Annotated in this window: 25 protein-coding genes; 11 read left to right on the top strand and 14 right to left on the bottom strand. The window is 63.0% G+C overall.

Features of this window, described 5'->3' with window-relative positions:
- Positions 1 to 6 precede the first annotated feature (6 nt).
- Together CN311_RS13810 and CN311_RS13805 are read left to right on the top strand one after the other, a co-directional pair.
- On the top strand, positions 7 to 537 hold the full coding sequence (locus tag CN311_RS13810) for a DUF934 domain-containing protein (protein WP_097574274.1): 531 nt from the start codon (positions 7 to 9) through the stop codon (positions 535 to 537).
- A gap of 140 nt (positions 538 to 677) precedes the next feature.
- Positions 678 to 1298 (top strand): DJ-1/PfpI family protein, encoded by a 621-nt coding sequence (locus tag CN311_RS13805; RefSeq protein WP_008874278.1) that lies wholly within the window; start codon positions 678 to 680, stop codon positions 1296 to 1298.
- Between the two features lie 41 nt (positions 1299 to 1339).
- Here CN311_RS13805 and CN311_RS13800 read toward each other — a convergent pair whose 3' ends face one another.
- Both CN311_RS13800 and CN311_RS13795 read right to left on the bottom strand, forming a co-directional pair.
- Positions 1340 to 2362, bottom strand: coding sequence for a fatty acid desaturase (locus CN311_RS13800; RefSeq protein ID WP_097574292.1), 1023 nt, complete (start codon positions 2360 to 2362; stop codon positions 1340 to 1342).
- 132 nt (positions 2363 to 2494) lie between these two features.
- Complete coding sequence (locus CN311_RS13795; protein WP_097574272.1) at positions 2495 to 2728, bottom strand: hypothetical protein; 234 nt, start codon at positions 2726 to 2728, stop codon at positions 2495 to 2497.
- A 237-nt stretch (positions 2729 to 2965) separates the two neighbouring features.
- Here CN311_RS13795 and grpE point away from each other — a divergent pair, with 237 nt between their 5' ends.
- Entirely contained in the window at positions 2966 to 3601 is a 636-nt protein-coding gene (gene grpE, locus CN311_RS13790) for a nucleotide exchange factor GrpE (protein WP_097574271.1), read from the top strand.
- Positions 3602 to 3726: 125 nt separating this feature from the next.
- Positions 3727 to 4359 carry a trimeric intracellular cation channel family protein gene (locus CN311_RS13785; RefSeq protein WP_097574286.1) on the top strand — a complete coding sequence of 211 codons (633 nt, stop codon included), beginning with the start codon at positions 3727 to 3729 and terminating at the stop codon, positions 4357 to 4359.
- An 80-nt stretch (positions 4360 to 4439) separates the two neighbouring features.
- On the opposite strand, the gene olsB is transcribed toward CN311_RS13785, so the two are convergent.
- The 7 genes from olsB to CN311_RS13750 all read right to left on the bottom strand — a co-directional run bounded on the left by olsB (position 4440) and on the right by CN311_RS13750 (position 12024).
- Positions 4440 to 5315, bottom strand: a complete 876-nt coding sequence (gene olsB, locus CN311_RS13780) for a l-ornithine N(alpha)-acyltransferase (protein WP_165779698.1) — start codon at positions 5313 to 5315, stop codon at positions 4440 to 4442.
- Positions 5316 to 5526: 211 nt separating this feature from the next.
- Positions 5527 to 7815, bottom strand: a complete 2289-nt coding sequence (locus tag CN311_RS13775; protein ID WP_097574268.1) for a PAS domain-containing hybrid sensor histidine kinase/response regulator — start codon at positions 7813 to 7815, stop codon at positions 5527 to 5529.
- 99 nt (positions 7816 to 7914) lie between these two features.
- Positions 7915 to 8904 (bottom strand): acrylyl-CoA reductase (NADPH), encoded by a 990-nt coding sequence (gene acuI / locus CN311_RS13770; protein ID WP_097574267.1) that lies wholly within the window; start codon positions 8902 to 8904, stop codon positions 7915 to 7917.
- Positions 8905 to 8956: 52 nt separating this feature from the next.
- A complete protein-coding gene (lspA, locus tag CN311_RS13765) occupies positions 8957 to 9460 on the bottom strand; it encodes a signal peptidase II (RefSeq protein ID WP_097574266.1) in 504 nt (167 codons plus the stop codon).
- A 25-nt stretch (positions 9461 to 9485) separates the two neighbouring features.
- The gene (locus CN311_RS13760; protein ID WP_097574265.1) at positions 9486 to 10343 is read right to left on the bottom strand and encodes a TrmH family RNA methyltransferase; all 858 of its coding nucleotides are present in this window, start codon (positions 10341 to 10343) and stop codon (positions 9486 to 9488) included.
- Positions 10344 to 10360: 17 nt separating this feature from the next.
- A complete protein-coding gene (locus CN311_RS13755; RefSeq protein ID WP_097574264.1) occupies positions 10361 to 11443 on the bottom strand; it encodes an RsmD family RNA methyltransferase in 1083 nt (360 codons plus the stop codon).
- A 92-nt stretch (positions 11444 to 11535) separates the two neighbouring features.
- On the bottom strand, positions 11536 to 12024 hold the full coding sequence (locus CN311_RS13750; RefSeq protein ID WP_097574262.1) for a hypothetical protein: 489 nt from the start codon (positions 12022 to 12024) through the stop codon (positions 11536 to 11538).
- 180 nt (positions 12025 to 12204) lie between these two features.
- On the opposite strand from CN311_RS13750, the gene CN311_RS13745 reads away from it, so the two are divergent.
- Positions 12205 to 12636: a VOC family protein gene (locus CN311_RS13745; RefSeq protein WP_097574285.1), complete on the top strand. Its 432-nt coding sequence runs from the start codon at positions 12205 to 12207 to the stop codon at positions 12634 to 12636.
- A gap of 13 nt (positions 12637 to 12649) precedes the next feature.
- Here CN311_RS13745 and lhpI read toward each other — a convergent pair whose 3' ends face one another.
- From lhpI to sppA, 4 genes are all read right to left on the bottom strand, one after another.
- The gene (lhpI, locus tag CN311_RS13740; RefSeq protein WP_097574261.1) at positions 12650 to 13615 is read right to left on the bottom strand and encodes a bifunctional Delta(1)-pyrroline-2-carboxylate/Delta(1)-piperideine-2-carboxylate reductase; all 966 of its coding nucleotides are present in this window, start codon (positions 13613 to 13615) and stop codon (positions 12650 to 12652) included.
- A 37-nt stretch (positions 13616 to 13652) separates the two neighbouring features.
- A complete protein-coding gene (locus tag CN311_RS13735; protein ID WP_097574259.1) occupies positions 13653 to 14000 on the bottom strand; it encodes a LapA family protein in 348 nt (115 codons plus the stop codon).
- Between the two features lie 53 nt (positions 14001 to 14053).
- Entirely contained in the window at positions 14054 to 14338 is a 285-nt protein-coding gene (locus CN311_RS13730) for an integration host factor subunit beta (RefSeq protein WP_006200394.1), read from the bottom strand.
- An 81-nt stretch (positions 14339 to 14419) separates the two neighbouring features.
- Positions 14420 to 15376, bottom strand: coding sequence for a signal peptide peptidase SppA (sppA, locus tag CN311_RS13725; protein WP_097574258.1), 957 nt, complete (start codon positions 15374 to 15376; stop codon positions 14420 to 14422).
- 315 nt (positions 15377 to 15691) lie between these two features.
- On the opposite strand from sppA, the gene lptC reads away from it, so the two are divergent.
- The 3 genes from lptC to lptB are packed head-to-tail and all read left to right on the top strand — an operon-like array spanning position 15692 to position 17815.
- Positions 15692 to 16405 (top strand): LPS export ABC transporter periplasmic protein LptC, encoded by a 714-nt coding sequence (gene lptC, locus CN311_RS13720; protein ID WP_097574256.1) that lies wholly within the window; start codon positions 15692 to 15694, stop codon positions 16403 to 16405.
- Positions 16392 to 17003, top strand: a complete 612-nt coding sequence (locus tag CN311_RS13715; protein WP_097574255.1) for an LptA/OstA family protein — start codon at positions 16392 to 16394, stop codon at positions 17001 to 17003. The genes lptC and CN311_RS13715 overlap by 14 nt, the downstream gene beginning before the upstream one ends.
- The gene (gene lptB, locus CN311_RS13710; protein WP_097574254.1) at positions 17003 to 17815 is read left to right on the top strand and encodes an LPS export ABC transporter ATP-binding protein; all 813 of its coding nucleotides are present in this window, start codon (positions 17003 to 17005) and stop codon (positions 17813 to 17815) included. The genes CN311_RS13715 and lptB overlap by 1 nt, the downstream gene beginning before the upstream one ends.
- 51 nt (positions 17816 to 17866) lie before the next feature.
- On the opposite strand, the gene CN311_RS32570 is transcribed toward lptB, so the two are convergent.
- The gene (locus CN311_RS32570; RefSeq protein ID WP_165779697.1) at positions 17867 to 18091 is read right to left on the bottom strand and encodes a hypothetical protein; all 225 of its coding nucleotides are present in this window, start codon (positions 18089 to 18091) and stop codon (positions 17867 to 17869) included.
- On the opposite strand from CN311_RS32570, the gene rpoN reads away from it, so the two are divergent.
- The 3 genes from rpoN to ptsN form a co-directional block, all read left to right on the top strand.
- Positions 18027 to 19550 (top strand): RNA polymerase factor sigma-54, encoded by a 1524-nt coding sequence (rpoN, locus tag CN311_RS13705; RefSeq protein WP_097574253.1) that lies wholly within the window; start codon positions 18027 to 18029, stop codon positions 19548 to 19550. The two genes, CN311_RS32570 and rpoN, sit on opposite strands and share 65 nt — an antisense overlap.
- Positions 19551 to 19827: 277 nt before the next feature.
- Entirely contained in the window at positions 19828 to 20412 is a 585-nt protein-coding gene (gene hpf / locus CN311_RS13700) for a ribosome hibernation-promoting factor, HPF/YfiA family (RefSeq protein ID WP_097574252.1), read from the top strand.
- A 130-nt stretch (positions 20413 to 20542) separates the two neighbouring features.
- Positions 20543 to 20993 (top strand): PTS IIA-like nitrogen regulatory protein PtsN (ptsN, locus tag CN311_RS13695; RefSeq protein WP_097574250.1); only part of this gene is annotated, 451 nt, incomplete at its 3' end.

Here is a 20993-nt window from a genome sequence, read left to right as displayed (position 1 = left end):
TTTTTGATGACCGAACCAACATCGGAGACCCGCCTCTGGACCCCGCAAGGTTTCCGGGAGGACGAGTGGGTCCATGCCGAAAGCGCCGAAGCGCTCACCGGCAATGGACGCTTTATCCTGCCGCTGCAGGCGTTCCTCGGGCTGGACCCGGAGGTGCGCCGCTCGGCGAAGGAGCGCCTCGGCGTTGAGCTTCAACCTGGAGACCAACTCGAAAAGATCGCCGACCTGCTCGACCAGCTGTCGCTGGTGGCGCTGGCCTTCCCGGCGTTCAATGACGGCCGCTCCTTCTCCAAGGGCGAACTGCTGCGCAGCCGCCATCATTTCGAGGGCGCAATACGCGCCACCGGGCAGGTACTGGTCGACCAGCTTCCGCATATGCTGCGTCTCGGCTTCGACGAGTTCGAAGTGTCGAACCCGGTGCTTTTGAAACGGCTCGAGGAAGGCCGCACCGGCGGACTTTCGCTGTATTACCAGCCGACCGCGAAGCCGGAGGTCAAAGATCCCAAATACTCCTGGCGGCGGGAGCGCGCCGGCTGATCGGACCCAGCCCACGATTTCGCCCGATCTGGTCGGACCAATTCCCAGATTCAGTCTTTTATTTTCCATATCCGCGCCGTAGGATAGGCCTATTATTTCGTTCAGCGAAATAAATATGACCACCAAGGGAGGAGCCGGGAATGGCTGGCAAGAAGATATTGATGCTCGTTGGCGAATTCAGCGAGGAATACGAAATTTTCGTCTTTGAACAGGCCATGCATGCGGTTGGCCATACGGTGCATGTCGTGTGTCCCGACAAGAAGGCGGGCGACATACTTAAGACGTCGCTGCACGACTTCGAGGGCCACCAGACTTATACGGAAAAGCTCGGCCACGACTACATCCTCAACAAGACTTTTGCCGAGGTGAACCCGGCCGATTACGATGCGGTCTATGCGGCAGGCGGGCGTGGCCCGGAATATATCCGCATCGACAAGCGCGTGCAGGCGCTGGTGCGGCATTTCCACGAGACCGGCAAGCCGATCTTCACCATCTGTCACGGTGTGCAGATCCTAATCGCGGTCGACGGTGTCGTGCGTGGCAGGGAAGTCGCCGCACTTCAGTATTGCGAGCCCGAGGTCACGCTGGCCGGCGGCATTTATATCGACGTCGCGCCGACCGGCGCCCATGTCGACGGCAATCTGGTGTCGGCCAAGGGCTGGCCAGGCCTGGCCGCTTTCATGCGCGAATGCCTGAAGGTGCTCGGCACCGAGATCCGCGACGGCAAGGCGCTTATGCGCGACGAGCGCAAGGCGGCCTGAGCAGGGGAGGCGGCCGCTGCACCAAGGGTGCGGCGGCTGCTCTACGCAGCCATGCGCGCTTCGCGGAACGATATAAGCTTGCTGCGGCTCTCGTCCCACAGCGCGAGCTTCACGCATCGCAGGCTGTCGAGAAGCGTGACGCGGCCGATTTTGCGCAGTTCTGGGTAGTCCCTGAGAACCTCCTGAAGACGGTAGCACGGCACTTTGGCGGAGAGGTGATGGACGTGATGGACGCCGATATTTCCGGTGAACCAGTTCAGCACCGGCGGCAGGTCATAATAGGACGAGCCGTGCAGGGCCGCATGCTGGAATTCCCATTCGGAATCCTTTGCCCACTCCGTCTCCTCGAACTGATGCTGGACGTAGAATAGCCAGATGCCGGCCGAGCCGGCGAGGACGACGATCGGCAAGTGGACGACCAGGAAGGCGCCGAGGCCGACGAACCAGATGAGGATGGCTGCAATGGACGCGATAGCGGCGTTGGTGGCCATGGACGATACCCATGGTGTCAGGCCGCTCCGCATCATACCGACCGGCAGCCTCTGTTCGAAGATGAAAAGCCATATGGGGCCAAGGCCGAACATGACCAGCGGATGACGATAGAGACGGTAGGAAAGCCGGCCCCGCCAGGACATCTGCCGGTATTCGGCGACGGTCAACGTCTTGATGTCGCCCATGCCGCGCTCGTCGAGATTGCCGGCTGTAGCGTGATGGGTGGCGTGGGCGCGCCGCCAGCAGTCATAGGGGGTCAGCGTCAAGACGCCGAGAACGCGGCCGATCCAGTCGTCGGCGTAGCGATTGGCAAAGAAAGAGCCGTGGCCGCAATCGTGCTGGATCATGAAGATCCGCACCAGAAAGCCGGCCGCCGGAAGGATAAGGAGAAGACCCCACCAATGACCATAGGAATAGGCAGCCGAGGACAGCGCCCATAGCGTGGCGAAAGGGATCAGGGTGATGGCAAGTTCAACAGCGCTGCGACGCCTGTCGGGCTTCTTGTAGCGCGCCAGAATCTTCAACCAGGCACGCTTGCTGTTAGCCACAGCTTCCGGGGAAATCATGTTCATCATGAAGCATAGGCGGCGCGTGGCGCTGCCGCAAGACAAAGATCACGCAAAATTACTGTGCGTAAATGTCGCGCGACTGTCAATTATGAGGGCATCTCGGGTTCAGTCGAACGAGCCCCCGGATCGCCACGCCTATCGGTTGCGTTGACCGGTGGCCAAGCTGCCCTCGATGCCGTCCAGGCGGTCGAGCAGCTCCTTAAAACGGTCGGGAATGTCGAGCTCGGTGCGGAATGCCGGCAGGGTTCGCAGAAAGCGCGTCGTGGCCTCCGTGCCGAACTGGCGCCTGATGTCGGCGTCGAGCCCTTCGCGTCTTTCGCCCTTGTTGTGGGCGCCCTTGTCGCGGGCGGCGTTATTGCGGGTCGTCATCTCAAAATCCTGTGTCGGCTTCGAAACTCCCCCGGCACAGGAATGGTTCCCCTATCGCAGCATCGTCGCAAGCAAATCCGCCGGTTAGAGTAAAATTTGAATTAAAATCGAAAGTCCGTGCTGCCTGCGGACAAAGTGCCGCCGGCGGCGTACAGTATCGCTTGGCCCTTGATTTTTGGCCGCCAAACCTCGATATCGGGCACAAATCCATACCATTCGAGATAACGGGAAACGGCGATGAGCGACCAGGCAAAAGACGAACGCGTGCCCGAGGATATCGAGGCGGCCGAAGCCGCTGCCGAGCGCGCGGAAGGCAGCGTCGATGGCGACTATGAAGCGCTTCTGCGGCTGATGAAGGAAAACGAAGATCTGAAGGACCGCGCGCTCCGCGCCGCCGCCGAGATGGAGAATCTGCGCCGTCGCACCGCGCGGGACGTTCACGACGCGCGTGCTTACGCGGTTGCCAATTTCGCCCGCGACATGCTGTCGGTGTCGGACAATCTGCGCCGGGCGCTGGACGCCATTCCGGCCGAGGCAGCGGCGTCGGGCGATGCCGGCTTCAAGGCGCTGATCGAGGGTGTCGAGATCACCGAGCGCGCCATGCTGTCGGCGCTGGAGCGGCATGGGGTGAAGAAGCTCGAGCCCGAAGGCGAGAAGTTCGACCCGAATTTTCACCAGGCGATGTTCGAGGTGCCCAATCCGGCAGTGCCGGCCAACACGGTGGTCCAGGTCGTGCAGCCCGGCTATTCGATCGGCGAGCGGGTGCTGCGGCCGGCCATGGTCGGCGTCGCCAAGGGCGGTCCCAAGCATGTGGCTGCTGAAGCCCCGGTCGAGCCCGGCCCGGTCAATGAGCAGGCTGAGAAGGATGCGTAGTTAGGGGAGGGAATAGGCAGTAGGCAGTAGGCAGTAGGGAAACTAAGGCGATCGTATCAATCGCGCGGCTTCGTGTTATTTATACTCCCTAACTCCTAATCCCTGCTGCCCACTGCCTCATGCCCTTGAACCCGATCGACGTTCTCGACTATGCCGGCGTCGCCGTCTTCGCGGCGACCGGAGCGCTTGCCGCTTCGCGCAAGCAGCTCGACATTATCGGCTTTCTGTTCCTGGCCAGCGTCACCGGTATTGGCGGCGGCACGTTTCGTGACGTCATCCTCAATCTGCCGGTCTTCTGGGTCGCCAACTCTGGCTATGTGCTGATCTGCGCGGCGGTGGCGATGCTTGTCTTCTTCGCAGCGCATCGTCTCGAATCCCGCTGGAAATTACTGCTCTGGCTCGACGCCGTCGGCCTCGCCGCGTTTTCGGTGATGGGTGCCGCCAAAGGCCTGGCCATTACCGGCTCGCCGGTGGTGTCCGTCGTCACCGGCGTGCTCACCGCCACGTTCGGTGGGATATTGCGCGACCTGCTGGCCGGTGAGCCGTCAGTGCTCCTGAGACCTGAAATCTATGTCACTGCCGCCCTTGCGGGCGCGACCCTGTTTACAACAGGCGATCTCGCTGGACTGCCGCCGCTCGCATCGGGCCTGGCGGGCTTCGCCGCGGCATTCCTGGTGCGCGGCGGCGCGCTCAAATTCGGCTGGGCCTTTCCATCCTACAAGAGCCGCCCTGGTCGGCGGCCGGAAGATATTTCCTGAAGGGAGGGACTAGGGATTAGTCAGTAGTCAAAGGAGCGCGAATCCTAGCGTCTTCACTACTGCCTACTGCCTACTGCTACTCAGGCGGCGAAACGCTGTGCTTCGCCGCCATAGTAATTGACGTAGCGGGCGCCGATCTCCTTGACCGGCATCACCACGAACACGTCGACCGTCGAGAATTCGCGGTCGATGACGCAGCCGTCACCGATGCGCGCGCCGACGCGCAGATAGCCCTTGACCAGCGGCGGCATCGCCGCGATCGCGGCTTTGGCGTTGACGGCCTCGATCGGCATCAGGTCCATGGAGCAATAGCGCCCGGGGACCGCGCGCACGTCCCAAGCCGAATTCGTGCGGCAGTGATGGGCGAGATAGGTCAGCGCTTCGGCATGCGCCGCCGGCACGGTGCCGTGGAACGAGGCGCAACCGGTCATCACGCCGATCCCATAGTGATTGATATAGGCCCAGATGCCCTGCCACAGCGCCTCGATGGTGCGCTTCGAGCGGTATTCCGGCAAAACGCAGGAGCGGCCGAGCTCGAGGAAACGCTGTCCAGGATGGCGGGCGATGAGCTTGGTCAGCTCGAATTCGCCCTCGGAATAGAAGCCGCCGGCGGCGGCTGCAATCTCCTGGCGCAGCAAGCGGTAGGTGCCGACGATGCGGCGGTGCTCGGGACCGGAGAGCGAGGTGTCGAAGACGAGCAGATGATCGCACAATGGATCGAAGCGGTCGGCATCGCGCCGGTCCTGCACCTGGAACAAATCCTTCCTGGCGCCGAGCTCGTCATAGAATACCCGGTAACGGACCTCCTGGGCGGCGGCGATCTCAGCCTCGTTGCGGGCGAGCCGCACTTCAAGGTTGCCGATGCGGCCGAGAGATGCGCCTTTAATGACGGCATCGACATTCCGCCCGGCGAGCAAGGCGCTGCTGGCGTTCGGCCGAGTGTCACATTCCGGCATGACTGTATGCACGAGTGATTCTCCTTCGAGCCATCCCTCTTGGCACGGGGATACGGTGTAGGTGCAACAGGATTGTGACAGTACCGTGATACGGTGCCGCGGGCAATACTTCGTCGGCTGGCTATCGCGTGACCTGGGGAACCAGAATAGGTTTCCCGGGAAAGGATCATGCCAAAAAGTCGCCGCCTCGAGGGCGTCCGCAGAGGCGATGTCAGGCCGCCACCTGGCCCTCGACGGCGTGGACAAGCGCATCGGGATCGAGCGGCTTGGTGACGAAGCCGCTGGCGCCATGGGCAAGCACGGCGTGGCGGGTCTTTTCCTGGCTGTCCGCCGACAGCACCATGATCGGAACCGGTGGCGCGGCGGTTTCCTCCTCGTGGCGGCGGATGGCGGCGATGGCGTCCAGCCCATCCATGACGGGCATGTGCAGATCCATCAGCACCACGTCGAAGCGATGCTTGTGGCCGGTGCCGATGACGGCCTCGACGGCAGCCTTGCCGTTGCCGACCACTTTCACCCGATGCCCGGCCTTCAAAAGCGTGGCGCGGGCAAGCATGGCATTGATATCGTTGTCTTCCGCGATCAGTACGGACAGGCCATGCTGGCGGCTGCCGATGACGCGCACGGATGGCGCGCCAGGCTTTTCCGCCTCTGGCGGGGCGTGCGCCGACGCGTGGCTGGTCAAAAGCACGCGCAGCAGCGTCTCACCGCGCACCGGCCTTGCCAGGAATGTGGCATAGCCGTTGGCGCGGAACTCGCCAAGCATGCCGCGGTCCGTCGGCGCGATCAGCGTGATTGCCTCACATTCGACAAAGCCGCTCTGGCGAAGACGCTTGAGCAACCTGCCGTCACTTTCTTCCATGGCCGCGTCGATCAGGAGCAGGTCGCAGTTTCCGGCGAAGGGCGCTGCCTGGGCAGCGGTCGCGGCCAGATCGACCTTGCCGCCATTGGCGCGGATGGTGCGGGCAATGGCGTCGGCCTCGATGGCATTCTTCGACAGGATCACCGCGTGCCGGCCCGAGAGCGCATTCTGGCGGTTCTGCGGCGCCTCGGTGGCCGATGCCGCGGGGATTTCGAAGATGAATTCCGAGCCTTGGCCGAGCTGGCTTGACACGGAAATCGTGCCGCCCATGGCGATCACCAGGCGCTTGGAGATGGCAAGGCCGAGACCCGCGCCGCCATGCGTGCGGGTCGAGGTGCCATCAGCCTGTTCGAATTCCTCGAAGATGCGGTCCAGGTCGTCCTCGTGCAGGCCGGGACCGGTGTCGGTTATGGTGAAGCGTATGCGGTCGGTGGTGTCGGTGCGGGTGCGGGCGACGGTCACCAGCACGCCGCCGCCGTCGGTGAACTTGATGGCGTTGCCGATGAGGTTGAGCAGCACCTGCCTGACCCTTCCCGGATCGGCTGATATCATCTGCGGCACATCGGGTTCGACGTGGCAGCCAAGGCCGATATTCTTGGCGAAGGCGCGTGCCGCCAGGAGCTCGATGATGTTGTCGGCAGTCTCGCGCACCGACATTGGCTGCGGTTCGGGGTCGAAGCGGCCGGCCTCGATCTTCGAATAGTCGAGCAGATCCTCGATCAGCGCCAGCAGGGCGCTGGCGGAGGTGGAAACGGCACCAACATAGGTCCGCTGTTCGGGCGAAAGGCTGGTGTCCGCCAAGAGCCTGGCCATGCCCATGATGCCGTTCATCGGCGTGCGGATCTCATGACTGACGGTGGCGAGGAAGCGCGACTTGGCCTGGCTTGCATATTCCGCCCGCTCGCGGGCGGTAATGAGCGACGATTCAGCGCGCTTGCGGGCGGTGATGTCGCGGGCGATGGCGCGATGCGACACCGCACCGCTGCCCTTGTCGCGCACCGACAGTTCGATCCACGAGAACCAGCGCGGACCGCCCGGCGTGCGGATGGCGACATCGGTGGAGCTCAGGCATTCATGATCGGAAAAGGCGGCATCGGGAACGATGCCGACATCGATGCCGAGTTCGGCCAGCGTCTTGCCGGCAAGGTCGCGCTGGTCGGTTTCGACAAGATCGGCGAAGACCTTGTTGGCATAGACGATGTGGCCGTCGCGGTCGCGGTGGACGACGAGATCGCCGAGCGCGTCGATCAGCCCGCGAAAGCGTTCCTCGCTCTCCTGCATCTCCCACATGCGGTCGGCCAGCGTTTCGATCTCGGCGCGGCTGCGAGCGGTCGTCTCGTCGAGCAGGGCGACTGTGCGGCGCTCGGTGCGTTTGGCACGCAGATGCATGGCTATACCGGCAATGCCGGTCGCCAGCAGGCCGACAGTGATAAAGATCGGCGCCCCTGTCAGATGGGCAAGCCCCGCCATCACGACGATGGCAATGAGCGTCAGGAACGGCAGGCCTTCGCGGTTGGCCCTGGGCAGTTCCGGCGCCAGCGGCGGCGCGGCGACGATCTGCCGCCTTGGCGCCTCAGGGCCGGTCCCATTGACGCTCTCGGCACTCTGCGTCTCTTTGATGCCGGGTTCCGCGATCATGCGGAACCTTTGCCAGATAGAGATTATGGAAAATTGTGGCGGATCGTTCGAATTTTAGCGATCGCGCGGCTTTTGCCGCTCCCCGGCTAAAGATGAAGCTCACATATCCACCACCACGCGGCCACGGATCTTGCCCTCGACGATGTCATGCGCGGCGCCGATGATGTCGTCGAAGCCGATGGTCGTGGACAGGCTGGCAAGCTTCTGGTGGTCGAGGTCCGTGCCGATACGGCGCCACGCCTCCATGCGGACCGCCTTCGGCGCCATCACCGAATCGATGCCGAGCAGGCTAACACCGCGCAGGATGAAGGGGGCGACGCTTGCCGGCAGGTCCATGCCGCCGGCCAGGCCGCAGGCGGCGACCGCGCCGCCGTAGGAGGTCATCGACAGCACATTGGCCAGCGTGTGGCTGCCGACCGCGTCGACGCCGCCGGCCCAGCGTTCCTTGGCGAGCGGTTTGGCCGGCTGGGCAAGCTCGTCGCGCGAAATCACCTCCGCGGCGCCGAGCTCGATCAGATAGGGGCTTTCGGCGTTGCGGCCGGTCGAGGCGATGACATGATAGCCAAGGCTGGACAGGATCGAGACGGCGACCGAGCCGACACCGCCGGCGGCGCCCGTCACCACCACCGGGCCGCGATCGGGCACGATGCCGTGCCGCTCCAGCGCGATGACGCAAAGCATGGCCGTGTAGCCGGCGGTGCCTACCGCCATGGCATCATGCGGGCTCATACCGTCCGGCAACGGCACCAGCCAGTCGCCCTTGACGCGGGCGCGCCCGGCATAGGCGCCGAAATGCGTTTCGCCGACGCCCCAGCCGTTCAAAATGACCTTGTCACCCTTGCGCCAGTCGGCATGGGAAGACGAGGTGACGGTGCCGGCAAAGTCGACGCCCGGCACCAGCGGCCAGCGGCGGATCACCGGCGCCTTGCCTGTTATGGCAAGCCCATCCTTGTAGTTCACCGTCGTTGCCTCGACGGCGACGGTGATATCGCCTTCCATCAGGTCGGCTTCGGTCAGGTCGGTTACGGCGACCGATTGCTTCTTTTCGGCGTCGCGCGAGACGAGAATGGCTTTGAAGGTTTCGGACATTTTTTCTCCTCGGGCTTCGAATGTGTGGCGGCAGGTGGCTGAGGTCAATCGTTCAGGCGTCAGGACCTTCGGCGTTCGGATCTTGAGGCCGCGCTTCGCGTCGCCAGCCGATGAGTTCGTCGAAGACGACCAAAACCGCTCCCACCGAGATAAAGGCATCGGCAAGGTTGAAGACGGCGAAGGACCAGACCGGCGTGTGGAACAAAATGTAGTCGATGACATGACCATGGACGGCGCGGTCGAGCAGATTGCCGAGCGCGCCGCCGATGATCAGCGCAAAGCCGATGCGGGCAAGCAGCTGGCCGGCCGGGGTGCGGGCCGCGAGATAGAGCACGAAAGCGACAACCAGGGTTGCGATGATCACCAGGCCCGTGTCACCGAAGGACGAAAACATCGAGAAGGCAATGCCGGTGTTGTAGGTGCGGTAAAGAGCCAGGAACGGCACAAGATCGAGCTTTTCCTGAAAGGGCAGGCCAGTCTCGACCAGGTGTTTCACCCATTGGTCAAGTGCTACTGCCGCAACGACCAGCAGTGCGTAGGGGGACCATGATTTCACCACTGAAACTTCACCATTTTGGATTTCACGGCTTGACGTCCTCCGGGGCAAGTTTCAGCGCGCCGCGCCGGATCTCGAACAGCATTACGCCGGTCGCCACCGCGAGATTGAGCGAATCGGCGCGGCCGGCTTGTGGAATCCTGAGCAGCCTGTCGCAGTTTTCGGCGAGGTTTTCCGGCAGGCCCTGCTGCTCGTTGCCCATCACCAGCAGCACCGGGCCTTTGGAAAAATCGACGGAGCGGTAGTCCACCGCGCCCTTCAGATGCGTGCCGGCGACGAGACCCGGAAAGCTTTTTCGCCAGGCAAGGAAGGCTTCCGGCGTCGTCTTGGCGACCGGCACGGCGAAGATAGAACCCATGGTTGCGCGCACGGTCTCGACCGAAAAAGGATCGGTGGTCTCGCCGACCAGGATCACGCCGCTCGCGCCGACGGCATCGACTGTGCGGATGACCGTGCCGAGATTGCCGGGGTCGCGCACCCGGTCGAGCGCCACCCAGACATCGCCATCCCGGGCGCGGATGTCTTTCAACGGCAGGATCTTCTGTGAGAAGACGCCGACCACCATCTGCGGGTTGTCGCGGCGGGTTATGGCGACAAGCACCTTTTCCGAAACTTCGAGAACGGTGCCGCCGGCGGCAACCGTGCGCGCGGCGGCCTTTTCTACCGCCGCATTGCCACGTCCGGCCTTGGCGAAAACCAGCGTCTTGATCTGCCAGCCGAGATCGAGCGCATCGATCACCAGTTTCAGTCCCTCGGCCATGAAGGCATTCTGCTGGTCGCGAAATTTCTTGAGCGCCAGCGCCTTGATGTCCTTGATCAGCGGATTGGCGAGGCTGGTGACCTCTTTCACCTGGCCTGGCGCGCCTGCGTGCCGCTCGTTCATTTGGAACCCCCGGGCATTCAAGCCACCCAGCGCGAGAACAGCGAGGTCGACAGCGCCCGCCCGGCGGATTGTTCGCGGATGATCAGTTCGCCGGACTCCACCGTGCCGCCCATGCCGGCAAAGGTGTCGCGCATCAGGGCATGGATGGCGAAGAAGGAGGCGCGGATCGAATAGGCGGTCAGCACCACGGCTAGCGGCCTTGGCGTCAGGATCGAGCGGCAAAGGTCGGTCAGGGCAGGGAGGTCCTCGAACAGCTGCCAGACCTCGCCCTTGGGGCCGCGGCCATAGGCTGGCGGGTCGAACAGGACAATGTCGTAGCGGCTGCCGCGGCGTTCCTCGCGCTCAGCGAATTTCATCGCGTCATCGACGATCCAGCGGATCGGCTTTTGCGACAGGCCGGCCATCTCCTGGTTTTCGCGGGCCCAGCCGATCGCCTTCTTGGAGGCGTCGACATGAGTGACCTCGGCGCCGGCGCGGGCTGCCACCAGCGAGGCAAGTCCGGTATAGCCGAACAGGTTAAGCACTTTCACCGGTCGCTTCGCCGCCGCGATCAGTCCGGCCATGTGGTCCCAATGCGAGGCCTGTTCGGGGAAGACCCCGACATGGCGAAACGAGGTAAAACGGCCGAGATAGTCGATGCCGTCATGCTTCATCGGCCAGGTTTCGCCGAGCGGCGTCCTGGGGAAGCGCCAACGGCCGATGCCTTCCTCGTCGGTATCGCCGGTGAAAATGGCGTCGGCACGGTCCCAGTCCCTTGCCGGCAGCGCCTTTTGCCAGATCGCCTGGCCCTCGGGCCGCACAATGCGGTAGGGGCCGTATTGTTCGAGCTTTTGCCCGGCGCCGCTGTCGAGCAACGCGTAATCGGCGTTGGGCGCCACTTCGAGGATTACCGGAAGACGTTCGGCGGGCAAGGCGCCGTCGCGGCGCGCAAGGATGCGCGGCGCGGGCTTTGGTTCGGACCGTTCTCTCGTCTCATGGCGCTCGCCCGGTTTTGCGTCCGGCCTGGCCGCTGCGTGAGCCTCCCGCGGGCGCGCCTGTTCCGCTCCGCTTTTGGCGAACTGCGAGCGGCTATCGCGGCGTTTGTCGCGAAAAGGTTTCAAGGCGGAGCATCTCCGGACGGCGGCTTGGCCCGCTTCTGCCACAGCCCATCCAGCGGCGCAACAAACGCGGTTGCTCGACGACTCGGGAAGGGTCAGCCATGCCTAATGGAAAGCAAGCCGACAATCAGCGACATGAAACCCGCGGCCTTGATGCCAGCCACGACCATATGGCCGGTTTCCCAGCGCAGCCGGATCGCTTCGAAATTGTCCGGGATCGGTCCGGGAACCCAGGTGGCCAGGACATCATTGGCCGGTTTGACGAGAACAGACCACGCAGCGAGCGACGCTGCATAAAGCAAGGCTGCGGCCAAGACGAACCAAAACGCCGGGCGGTCGTCACGCAACATCCATGCGAGAAGCCCCGGGCAACCAATCGCTGCCAGGTCCAGGGGTGCGCCAATGATTAGGAATAGCAAGAACTGGCCGTTGAAGACGGTGGCTTCGCGCCACAGAGAAGGTGACCACGTCGTCAATCGAGGGAGCGATTCCAGCACATGGGCGAAAGATGGTCCTAGGCTGAGTGCCGCCACCGTGGCGGTCAGAATGGACCAGAAGAAGAGTAACCCGCGTATCTGCGTCATCTCCAGACAACGAGGCGACGCCAAAGGCGTTCCCGTCGGGAACCATTGCATTCGTTCACGGTAACGATGTGGAACATCACGAGCACCGTCCATGGTGACAATTCTGCTGACATCAGGCTGGCAGCAGGGTTGTGCAACAAGCGTTCTGTCAAACCGGGGATTCGGACAGAGGAGAACAAGATGGACTTCGTTTCAATCCGTGTCATTACCGACCAGATCCGGCCTCTGGTGGAATTCTATGAAACGATCACCGGGCTCACTTCCACGTGGTTTACCGAGGACTTCGCCGAACTGGCGACGACTTCCTGCACGCTGGCGATCGGCAGTACGCGCACCCTGGCGCTGTTCGGGGCGGATGTGGCGCAACCTGCCTCCAATCGGTCCGCGATCATTGAGTTTTGCGTGGGTGACGTCGATGCGGAATATCGCAGGCTGGCGAACGCTGTCGACGACTTCGTACAGGTGCCGACGACAATGCCATGGGGTAATCGATCGCTGCTGCTGCGTGACCCGGATGGAAATCTGGTCAACTTGTTCACGCCCGTCACGACCGAAGCCATCAAGAAATTCGACCGCAAAGGCCGATTTTTCGACGGCGAACGGCGCCAGTGAAGAGCCGCAAACGCTACTGCCGGAGCGCTCCGTAGACGGCGATGCCGGCGGCGAGGTCCTCGAGAGCCGCGCCGACCGATTTGAAAAGCGTGATCTCGCCGGGGCTCCGGCGGCCTCTCTTCTCGCCGCGCGCCAGTTCATGCAGGTCGGCGACGATCGCTTCAGGCTTCAGCACGCCGGAGGCCAGTGGCTGGACGATGTCGCCGGCTTCCTTGGTGGCGCCGGCGCGGGTGTCGACATAGACGCGGGCGCGCGCAATCGCGTCGTCGTCGCTTTCGCGCATATCGGGCGTGAAGCCGCCAACCAGGTCGACATGGGTTCCCGGCCGCAGAAGCGCGCCTTTGATCAGCGGTGTGGTCGTGATGGTCGCCGACGAGACGATATCGGCCTGGCCGAGTTCGGCGTCGAGATCGCTGGCGGCTTCCGCCGCAAAACCTTCGGCGCGCAAATTTGCCGCAACTTTTTCCGCATTGGCCGGCGTGCGGTTCCAGATGTGGATGGTCTTGATCGGCCGCACCGCCGAATGCGCCTTGGCAAGAAACGGCGACAGCGCGCCGGCGCCGACCACCAGCAGCCGCGAGGCGTCCTCGCGGGCGAGATAGGAGGCGGCCAGCGCCGAGGCGCAAGCCGTGCGCCACTGCGTCAGCCGCTGGCCGTCGATCATGGCCTCGGGCTCGCCGGTGGCGCCGTCGAGCAGGAGGTAAAGCCCCATCACGGCGGGCTTGCCGAGGGCATTGTTGTCGGGCGACACGGTGACGATCTTGACGCCGATATGGCCGCCCGTCGAGGTGCCGGCGGCGTTGAAGTCGGTCCAGGCCGGCATCAGCAACAGCGTCGAGGCCGCGCCGTCGGGCCGTTCGACCGTGTGGTGATGCCTGACCGGTTGCACCGCTCCATCGCGAAAGGCGGCGCGCAGCGTCTCGACCAGCCCGGGAAAGGTGAGCGCATGATCGACCTCGGCGGCCGAAATGGTCAGCATCGAAAGCTCCGTGGAGGAAAAAACGCCAAACCGATTTTCAGTTCGTTGTTGGCTTCGGCAAGGCTGACCCTTGGGCCTGGCCTTGCGGCACTGACGGTGCGCGGCTGACCGCCTGGCGCAGGTTCTCGGCCTCGACGCCGCGCTGACGCGCCAGCTTGCGGTAGCGGCCCTGCTTGGCCCATGTCGCCAGGCTGCCGATGATCATGCCGATGGCAAGAGCCAGGAACAGGAAGATGAACAGCGGCAGCGTCAGCGTCAGCGCCGGATTGCCGGGATTGAACGGGTCGAGCGTGAAGGCCACCAGTTCGCGGTTGGCGACAGCCAGCGCAATCAGGATGACGGCCAGCGGCACGAAGACCACGATGAGGATGAAGCGATTGAACATGTTTTTTCCGTCGGAGGAACTTGTCGACAGGCTGGATGCCGCGGACGCGGCGTCTATTTGCCGCCGTTCAGCCTTTCACGCAATTCCTTGCCCGTCTTGAAGAACGGCACCCATTTCTCCTCGACCTCGACGGATTCGCCGGTGCGCGGGTTGCGGCCGGTACGGGCTGGACGGTTCTTCACCGAAAAAGCACCGAAGCCACGCAACTCGACCCGGTTGCCCTCGGCAAGGGCATCGGTGATCTCGTCGAAAATCGCGCCAACAATGTTTTCGACATCGCGCAGGAAAAGGTGCGGGTTGCGCGTGGCGATAATCTGCACAAGTTCGGACTTGATCATCAGAAGGGTCCCCGTGAAAGCGGTGCGGTCAAAATTATCAGGATGATTTTATTTGCTTTTTCACTCGTCCCAAGCGGCTCCTCAAGGGTGCCAGACGGAAACGAGACCGTCAAGAAACAAGCGATCCGCTCCGATTTCATGAATGAAGTCGCCTGCATGGTCAGGCAGGCCGAGCGCGCTGCCGATGGTTTTCGCCATCGCCTTGGAGAACAGGAAGCCGCCGCGCGCTTCGGTATTCTTCCACTCGACCACCTTGAGCTTGGCATCGACGCCCTTGGTTGCGAGCCAGTCGATCGCCTCGGTTTCACCGCCGACCGCGTCGATCAATTTGTTGGTGACAGCCTGCCGGCCGGTGAAAATCGACCCGTCGGCGAGTGCCAGAGCTTGCTCATGGGTCATCTTGCGGCGTTCGGCGACGATGCCGACGAACCAGTCATAGCTGTCGAGGATGAGCTTGCGGACCATGGCACGTTCGTCATCATTGGTCGGCTTGAAGGGCGAGGGCGAGGCCTTTAACGGCGAGGATTTCACTTCCTCCAGCTTGATGCCGAGCTTGTCCATAAGGCCGCTGACATCAGGATACTGGATCAGCACGCCGATAGAGCCGATGATCGAGGATTTGCGCGCGACGATATGATCGGTCGCGGTTGCGATCATGTAGCCCGCCGACGCGGCGAGCGTGCCGACCTGCGCCACTACAGGCTTGTCGGCGGCCAGCTTGCGCACTTCCTCGTAGATCGATTCGCCGCCGACGGTGGTGCCGCCCGGCGAATCGATCGACAGGATCACAGCTTTCACCTTCGGGGACTGGCGGATGGTCTCCAGCCGCTTGATCAGCTCTTCGTCCTCGGTGATGGTGCCCTCGATCTTGACCTTGGCGATATGATCGACCGCCGCGCCGGTGAAATCGTCGCCGTAGATCCAGGTCGAAAGGGCAATCAGCCCGGCTGCCGCGACAACAAGCGCGGCAACGCGCCAGAATGTCAGCTTGCGGCGCAAGCGGCGGCGGTCGATCAGGTCGTCGGCTCTCAGTGCCATGGTCAGCCTCGTCGTCGGTGGGAAGAGATGCTTTTAAAGCAACCATCCGCGCCCGGCTACCGTTTCCTGACGCGCCTGCGTCAAAGACAGACCCCCGACATTCGCAAACCGGAATGTCATGAGATGTCAGGCCTGTCCACAGGCTCTAACGCATTGCGTCCTTATCTGGTATGACGTGCAGATTGCGCCGGGTGCATTGTCGTTCGCTTAGCAAAATCGTCACATTTTTGCGGTTTTCCTCGGCTTGTGCTTGCTTGGGGACGTTGGCATCCCACCTATAGGGTGCTTGCGGGCAGGGGTTTAGAAGAAACAGTCATGTTGGCCAGACCGATCGAACCAACCAACACCGAGGCGGAGTTGGCACCCCCGGCCGTAGGCCCGACGCGGGGCGACGCCTTCGACGTCGCCCAGCGCCATTCGCGGCGCGTGCGTGTCTTGAAGCTGGCGGTGCCGCTGATCGCGACGGTGATCGCGGTCGCTTTCCCGGTCTATTCCTATCTCGCGGCCCCTGTATCGTTCTCAATCCAGACCGATGGCAGCGCCTTTGCCAATGGCAAGCTGGTGATGGCCAATCCCAAGCTCAACGGGTTCACCAAAGAGAAGCTGCCCTATTCGATGACGGCCTTGCGCGCCATACAGGACGTCGGCAAGCAAGGCATCATCGATCTGGAGGGTATCAATGCCAAATTGCCGATCTCGACCGACAATGTGGCGGCCATCAATGCCTCGCACGGCATCTACAATCGCGACGGCAACACGATGAACCTGACCAGCGATGTCACCATAACCACCACCGATGGCTTGGAGGCAAAGTTCAAATCGATCTTTCTCGACATGGGCAAAGGCACTATGAAGACGAGCGACCCCGTCGATGTCAGCCGTGGCGGGTCGCGGATCACCGCGCAATCGATGTCGATTCAGGACAATGGCAAGATCGTGGTTTTCGAGAACAAGGTGCAGGTCAACATCGATCCCGCCAGCTTGAAGGCGGCAGAGGCAGAGAGCGGAGAAACCAATGCGGCTCACTAGTTCGGCACGGTTCGTGGCTACGGCTTCGGCGTTGCCGATCCTGGCACTCGTCCTGGGAACGGCGCCGGCGCTGGCGCAATCCAAGGCCACCAGCCAATTGTCGGGCCTCAAATTGTCCGGCGACAAGCCTATCCAGATCGAAAGCGACAAGCTCGAGGTCCGCCAGGCGGACAGCGTCGCCGTGTTCACGGGCAATGTCAGCGTCGTCCAGGGTCCGACCGTGCTCAAGGCCGGCAAGATGACGGTCTACTACGTCAAGGACGCCGGCGCCGCGAAGGACGCCGCCGCCAAGGGCGCGGCGGCCGCGGGCGCCGCGATGACCGGCTCGGCCAACATCGACCATCTGGAAGTCGACAACAAGGTCTACATCAAATCGGACGACCAGGTCGCCACCGGCGACCGCGGCACCTTCGACATGAAGAGCGAAGTGCTGGTGCTTTCAGGCAGCAAGGTCGTGCTTTCGCAAGGCGACAATGTGCTGGTCGGCTGCAAGCTCACCGTGCAGATGAAGAGCGGCCTGGCCCAGGTCGATGCCTGCGGCGGCCGCGTCATGATGTCGATCACGCCGCCGGCGAAGTCGGGAGCAGCGAAGAACTGATGGCCGGCCTGTCATCGCTGCTGGCGCGTCTTCCAGGACGCGCCGCCAGCAAGCTCGCGGCCCCGGTCACCGTCGATACGGCAAAGTTCAAGGGCACCTTGATCGCCAAGGGTCTGACCAAGAGCTACAAGGGCCGCAAGGTCGTCAGCGGCGTGACGATAGGCGTGCGTGCCGGAGAGGCGGTGGGGCTGCTTGGCCCCAACGGCGCCGGCAAGACGACCTGCTTCTACATGGTCACCGGCCTGGTGCCGGTCGACGAAGGCACGATCGAGATCGATGGTTTCGACGTCACCTCGATGCCGATGTACCGGCGTGCCCGCCTCGGCATCGGCTATCTGCCGCAGGAAGCGTCGATCTTTCGCGGCCTGAGCGTGGAACAAAATATCCGCGCCGTGCTCGAAGTGGTCGAAAAGAGCCGCAAGGAGCGCGAGCGCAGCCTCGACGAACTGCTCGAAGAGTTTCATATCAGCCATCTGCGCAAGGCCCCGTCGCTGTCGCTGTCGGGCGGTGAGCGGCGACGCCTCGAGATCGCGCGCGCGCTGGCGACGCGTCCTGCCTATATGCTGCTCGACGAACCTTTCGCCGGCATCGATCCGATCGCCGTAGCCGATATCCAGCAGCTTGTGCGCCATCTGACGGCACGCGGCATCGGCGTGCTCATCACCGATCACAATGTCCGCGAAACGCTCGGCCTGATAGACCGCGCCTACATCATCCATGCCGGCCAGGTGCTGACCCATGGCCGGGCCGACGAAGTGGTCGCAAATCCGGATGTGCGCAGGCTTTATCTCGGCGAGGGATTTACGCTCTGAGCGTGAAATCATGTCCCGGCATGATTTTTCGGGAATCTTCGGTCAGTTTGTTCAGTTTTCTCGGAGATAACGCTCGTCTGAGCCGGTTTTGCTCGTCATCGCCTTGACAAGCAAAAGCCGGGCCAGTTTCATGCGTGCCGGCGAAAATTCTTTTTCCGGCAGTTCGCGTGGGTAAAGTCCTGATGCGTAGAAGGGGCGTTTGAACCAGACCATGGCGTTGGCGGCAAAATTACAGCTACGACAGTCCCAGTCGCTGGTGATGACGCCGCAACTCATGCAGTCGATCCGGCTGCTGCAGTTCACCCATGTCGAGCTCGAGCGCTTCATCGACGACGAGATCGAGCGCAACCCGCTGCTCGAGCGTGCCGAGCCGCAGGACGATGCCGCCAGCGACCAGGCCCAGAAGGCCGACGCCGCGCCGGAAGTGATCGGCGACTGGTTCGAGGCAGAGACGGCGTGGAGCGCCGAGGCGATCTCGGAAAAGCTGGATACCTCCCTGGAAAACCTGTTCCCCGACGATCCCGGCACGAGTGAGCGGCTCGGTCCCGACCTGACAGCGCAATGGAAATCGGCGTCCGGCAACGGTTCCAGCTCGTCGTCGTCCGAAGGCTTCGACGCGGCGGACATGGCTGCCGCCGCGATCACGTTGCGCGATCACGTCGGTGAACAGGTCGCGCTGGCTTTCGCCGACCCGGCGGCACGCCTGATCGCCGGTGAGCTCGCCGATGGCCTCGACGAGGCCGGTTACATGCGCGCCGACATGGCCGAGATCGCCGCCCGCCTCGGCGCCAGCCAAGCAGCGGTGGCGAAGGTGCTGGCGGTCTGCCAGGCCTTCGAGCCGGTCGGCATTTTCGCACGTGACCTCGCCGAGTGCCTGGCGCTGCAGCTTGCCGTTCGCGATCGGCTCGATCCCGCAATGAAGGCCTTGATTGCCAATCTCGAACTTCTGGCGCGACGCGATTTCCAGACGCTCAAGCGGATCTGCGGGGTCGACGAGGAGGATCTGCTCGACATGCTGGCCGAGATCCGGGCGCTCGATCCGCGTCCGGGGATGGCGTTCTCGGCCGGCGCCAGCGATGCGATCGTCGCCGATGTCGAGGTGCGGGCGGCCAATGACGGGAGCTGGACGGTCGAACTCAACGCGGAGACGCTGCCACGCGTGCTGGTCGACCATATCTATTTCGCGCAGGTTTCGCCGCATGCCAAGAACCAGACGGAAAAGGATTTCCTGGCCGAGTGCCTGCAAAACGCCAATTGGCTGACGCGCAGCCTCGACCAGCGGGCCAAGACCATCCTCAAGGTCGCTTCCGAGATCGTGCGCCAGCAGGACGCTTTCCTCGTGCATGGCGTGCGTCACCTGAAGCCGCTCAACCTGCGCACGGTGGCCGACGCCATCGGCATGCACGAATCGACCGTCAGCCGGGTCACGGCGAACAAATACATGCTGACGCCGCGTGGCGTGTTCGAACTGCGCTATTTCTTCACCGCTTCGATTGCGTCGTCGGGCGGCGGCGATGCGCATTCGTCGGAAGCGGTGCGCGATCGCATCAAGCAGCTGATCGACGAGGAAAAGCCCGTCGACGTGCTTTCAGACGACGCGATCGTGGACATGTTGCGGGGTTGCGGCGTCGATATCGCCAGGCGCACGGTCGCCAAGTATAGGGAAGGCATGAACATTCCCTCATCGGTGCAACGGCGGCGCGAAAAACGCGCGCTGGCTAGCGCCGGGCGATAGTCCACCCCTACAGGCGCCAGATTTCCACAGTTTTCGCGCTTCATTGACAAGCTGCAATGAAGTGGCTAGAAGCCCGCCCGCATGAGGCGGGCTTGATGCCCGCAAGCGAATGGTCCGTCACGACGTAGGCCACGGGACGGCCAAGAAGGCGGCTTGTGATCAACCGGAAAGTTCGGATTTAAAATCGGCGCAAGTGACGCCGCAAAGCTTGTGCGCACAGACCACGAGTATAAACTCGGGACAGTTTGAAGCCTGAGCAAGGAAGGTCAGTTTTCAGATGAAATTGCGCGTATCGGGAAAACACATGGATATCGGCGATGCGTTCCGTACGCGCATCAACGACCGTGTCGGCGAGGCGATCGGAAAATATTTCGACCGCGGCTTTTCAGGACATGTCACCGTCATCAAATCGGGATCGCGCTATTCGGCCGACTGCATGATTCGGCTGGATTCCGGCGCTTCGCTGCAAGCGACCGGCGATGCGCAGGATCCGACGCTGGCCTTCGAGGCGGCGGCGGACCGGCTCGAAACCCGCCTCAGGCGCTACAAGCGGCGCCTGAAATCGCACAATTCAGGCAGTTCCAATGGCGAGCCGACCGATATCGCCTATACGGTGATGGCGCCGCTTGCCGACGATGATGAGGACATTCCGGAGAATTTTGCCCCGGCCATCGTCGCCGAATCGACCATGACGCTGCAAACGATGTCGGTGGCGTCGGCCGTCATCGAGCTCGACACCAAGGACAGTCCGGTCTTCGTCTTCCGTAACGCCGGCAATGAGCACCTCAACATCGTCTATCGCCGGCCGGATGGGAATATCGGCTGGATCGACCCATCCACGACCAAAGTCGCACAGGGATGACGACCAGGGTCGCATCGGGCTGACGACCAGGGTCGCACAGGGATGACGGCCTAGGCCGCACTGGGATAAGAAGCCGGCCGCGCGAGGGGGCGAGGACTGGCGACGGCAGGCGAACAAGGGATTTTCAAGCATGGATCTGAGCGATCTTATCGACGTTCCGGCGATCATGCCGGCGTTGAAGGCGAACTCCAAGAAGCAGCTTCTGCAGCTTTTGTCCGAAAGAGCGGCGGCGATTTCCGGTATTGCGGAGCGGGAGGTGTTCGATACCATCCTGCAGCGCGAGCGGCTGGGCTCGACCGGCGTCGGCAATGGCATCGCCATTCCGCACGGCAAGCTGGCCGGAGTGAAGCGGATCGCCGGGGTATTCGCGCGGCTGGAGACGCCGGTCGATTTCGAAGCGCTGGACGACCAACCGGTCGATCTGGTGTTCCTGCTGCTCGCGCCCGAGGGCGCCGGCGCCGATCACCTCAAGGCGCTGTCGCGCATTGCGCGGGTGCTGCGCGATGCCGACACGGTGGCCAAGATCAGGGGTACGCGCGACGCCGTCGCAATCCATGCGCTCTTGTCGGACACGCAAGCCT

This window comes from Mesorhizobium sanjuanii (assembly GCF_002529485.1).
Lineage (GTDB): Bacteria > Pseudomonadota > Alphaproteobacteria > Rhizobiales > Rhizobiaceae > Mesorhizobium > Mesorhizobium sanjuanii.
The sequence above is the reverse complement of the archived record's forward strand: the minus strand, read 5'-3'. Positions and strand labels throughout refer to the sequence as shown.

Coding starts and splice junctions, on each gene's coding strand:
- CN311_RS13810 (WP_097574274.1), top strand. CDS start 7: ATGACCGAACCAACATCGGAGACCCGCCTCTGGACCCCGCAAGGTTTC.
- CN311_RS13805 (WP_008874278.1), top strand. CDS start 678: ATGGCTGGCAAGAAGATATTGATGCTCGTTGGCGAATTCAGCGAGGAA.
- CN311_RS13800 (WP_097574292.1), bottom strand. CDS start 2,362: ATGAACATGATTTCCCCGGAAGCTGTGGCTAACAGCAAGCGTGCCTGG.
- CN311_RS13795 (WP_097574272.1), bottom strand. CDS start 2,728: ATGACGACCCGCAATAACGCCGCCCGCGACAAGGGCGCCCACAACAAG.
- grpE (WP_097574271.1), top strand. CDS start 2,966: ATGAGCGACCAGGCAAAAGACGAACGCGTGCCCGAGGATATCGAGGCG.
- olsB (WP_165779698.1), bottom strand. CDS start 5,315: ATGCCGGAATGTGACACTCGGCCGAACGCCAGCAGCGCCTTGCTCGCC.
- CN311_RS13775 (WP_097574268.1), bottom strand. CDS start 7,815: ATGATCGCGGAACCCGGCATCAAAGAGACGCAGAGTGCCGAGAGCGTC.
- acuI (WP_097574267.1), bottom strand. CDS start 8,904: ATGTCCGAAACCTTCAAAGCCATTCTCGTCTCGCGCGACGCCGAAAAG.
- CN311_RS13760 (WP_097574265.1), bottom strand. CDS start 10,343: ATGAACGAGCGGCACGCAGGCGCGCCAGGCCAGGTGAAAGAGGTCACC.
- CN311_RS13750 (WP_097574262.1), bottom strand. CDS start 12,024: ATGACGCAGATACGCGGGTTACTCTTCTTCTGGTCCATTCTGACCGCC.
- CN311_RS13745 (WP_097574285.1), top strand. CDS start 12,205: ATGGACTTCGTTTCAATCCGTGTCATTACCGACCAGATCCGGCCTCTG.
- lhpI (WP_097574261.1), bottom strand. CDS start 13,615: ATGCTGACCATTTCGGCCGCCGAGGTCGATCATGCGCTCACCTTTCCC.
- CN311_RS13735 (WP_097574259.1), bottom strand. CDS start 14,000: ATGTTCAATCGCTTCATCCTCATCGTGGTCTTCGTGCCGCTGGCCGTC.
- CN311_RS13730 (WP_006200394.1), bottom strand. CDS start 14,338: ATGATCAAGTCCGAACTTGTGCAGATTATCGCCACGCGCAACCCGCAC.
- sppA (WP_097574258.1), bottom strand. CDS start 15,376: ATGGCACTGAGAGCCGACGACCTGATCGACCGCCGCCGCTTGCGCCGC.
- lptC (WP_097574256.1), top strand. CDS start 15,692: ATGTTGGCCAGACCGATCGAACCAACCAACACCGAGGCGGAGTTGGCA.
- CN311_RS13715 (WP_097574255.1), top strand. CDS start 16,392: ATGCGGCTCACTAGTTCGGCACGGTTCGTGGCTACGGCTTCGGCGTTG.
- lptB (WP_097574254.1), top strand. CDS start 17,003: ATGGCCGGCCTGTCATCGCTGCTGGCGCGTCTTCCAGGACGCGCCGCC.
- rpoN (WP_097574253.1), top strand. CDS start 18,027: ATGGCGTTGGCGGCAAAATTACAGCTACGACAGTCCCAGTCGCTGGTG.
- CN311_RS32570 (WP_165779697.1), bottom strand. CDS start 18,091: ATGAGTTGCGGCGTCATCACCAGCGACTGGGACTGTCGTAGCTGTAAT.
- hpf (WP_097574252.1), top strand. CDS start 19,828: ATGAAATTGCGCGTATCGGGAAAACACATGGATATCGGCGATGCGTTC.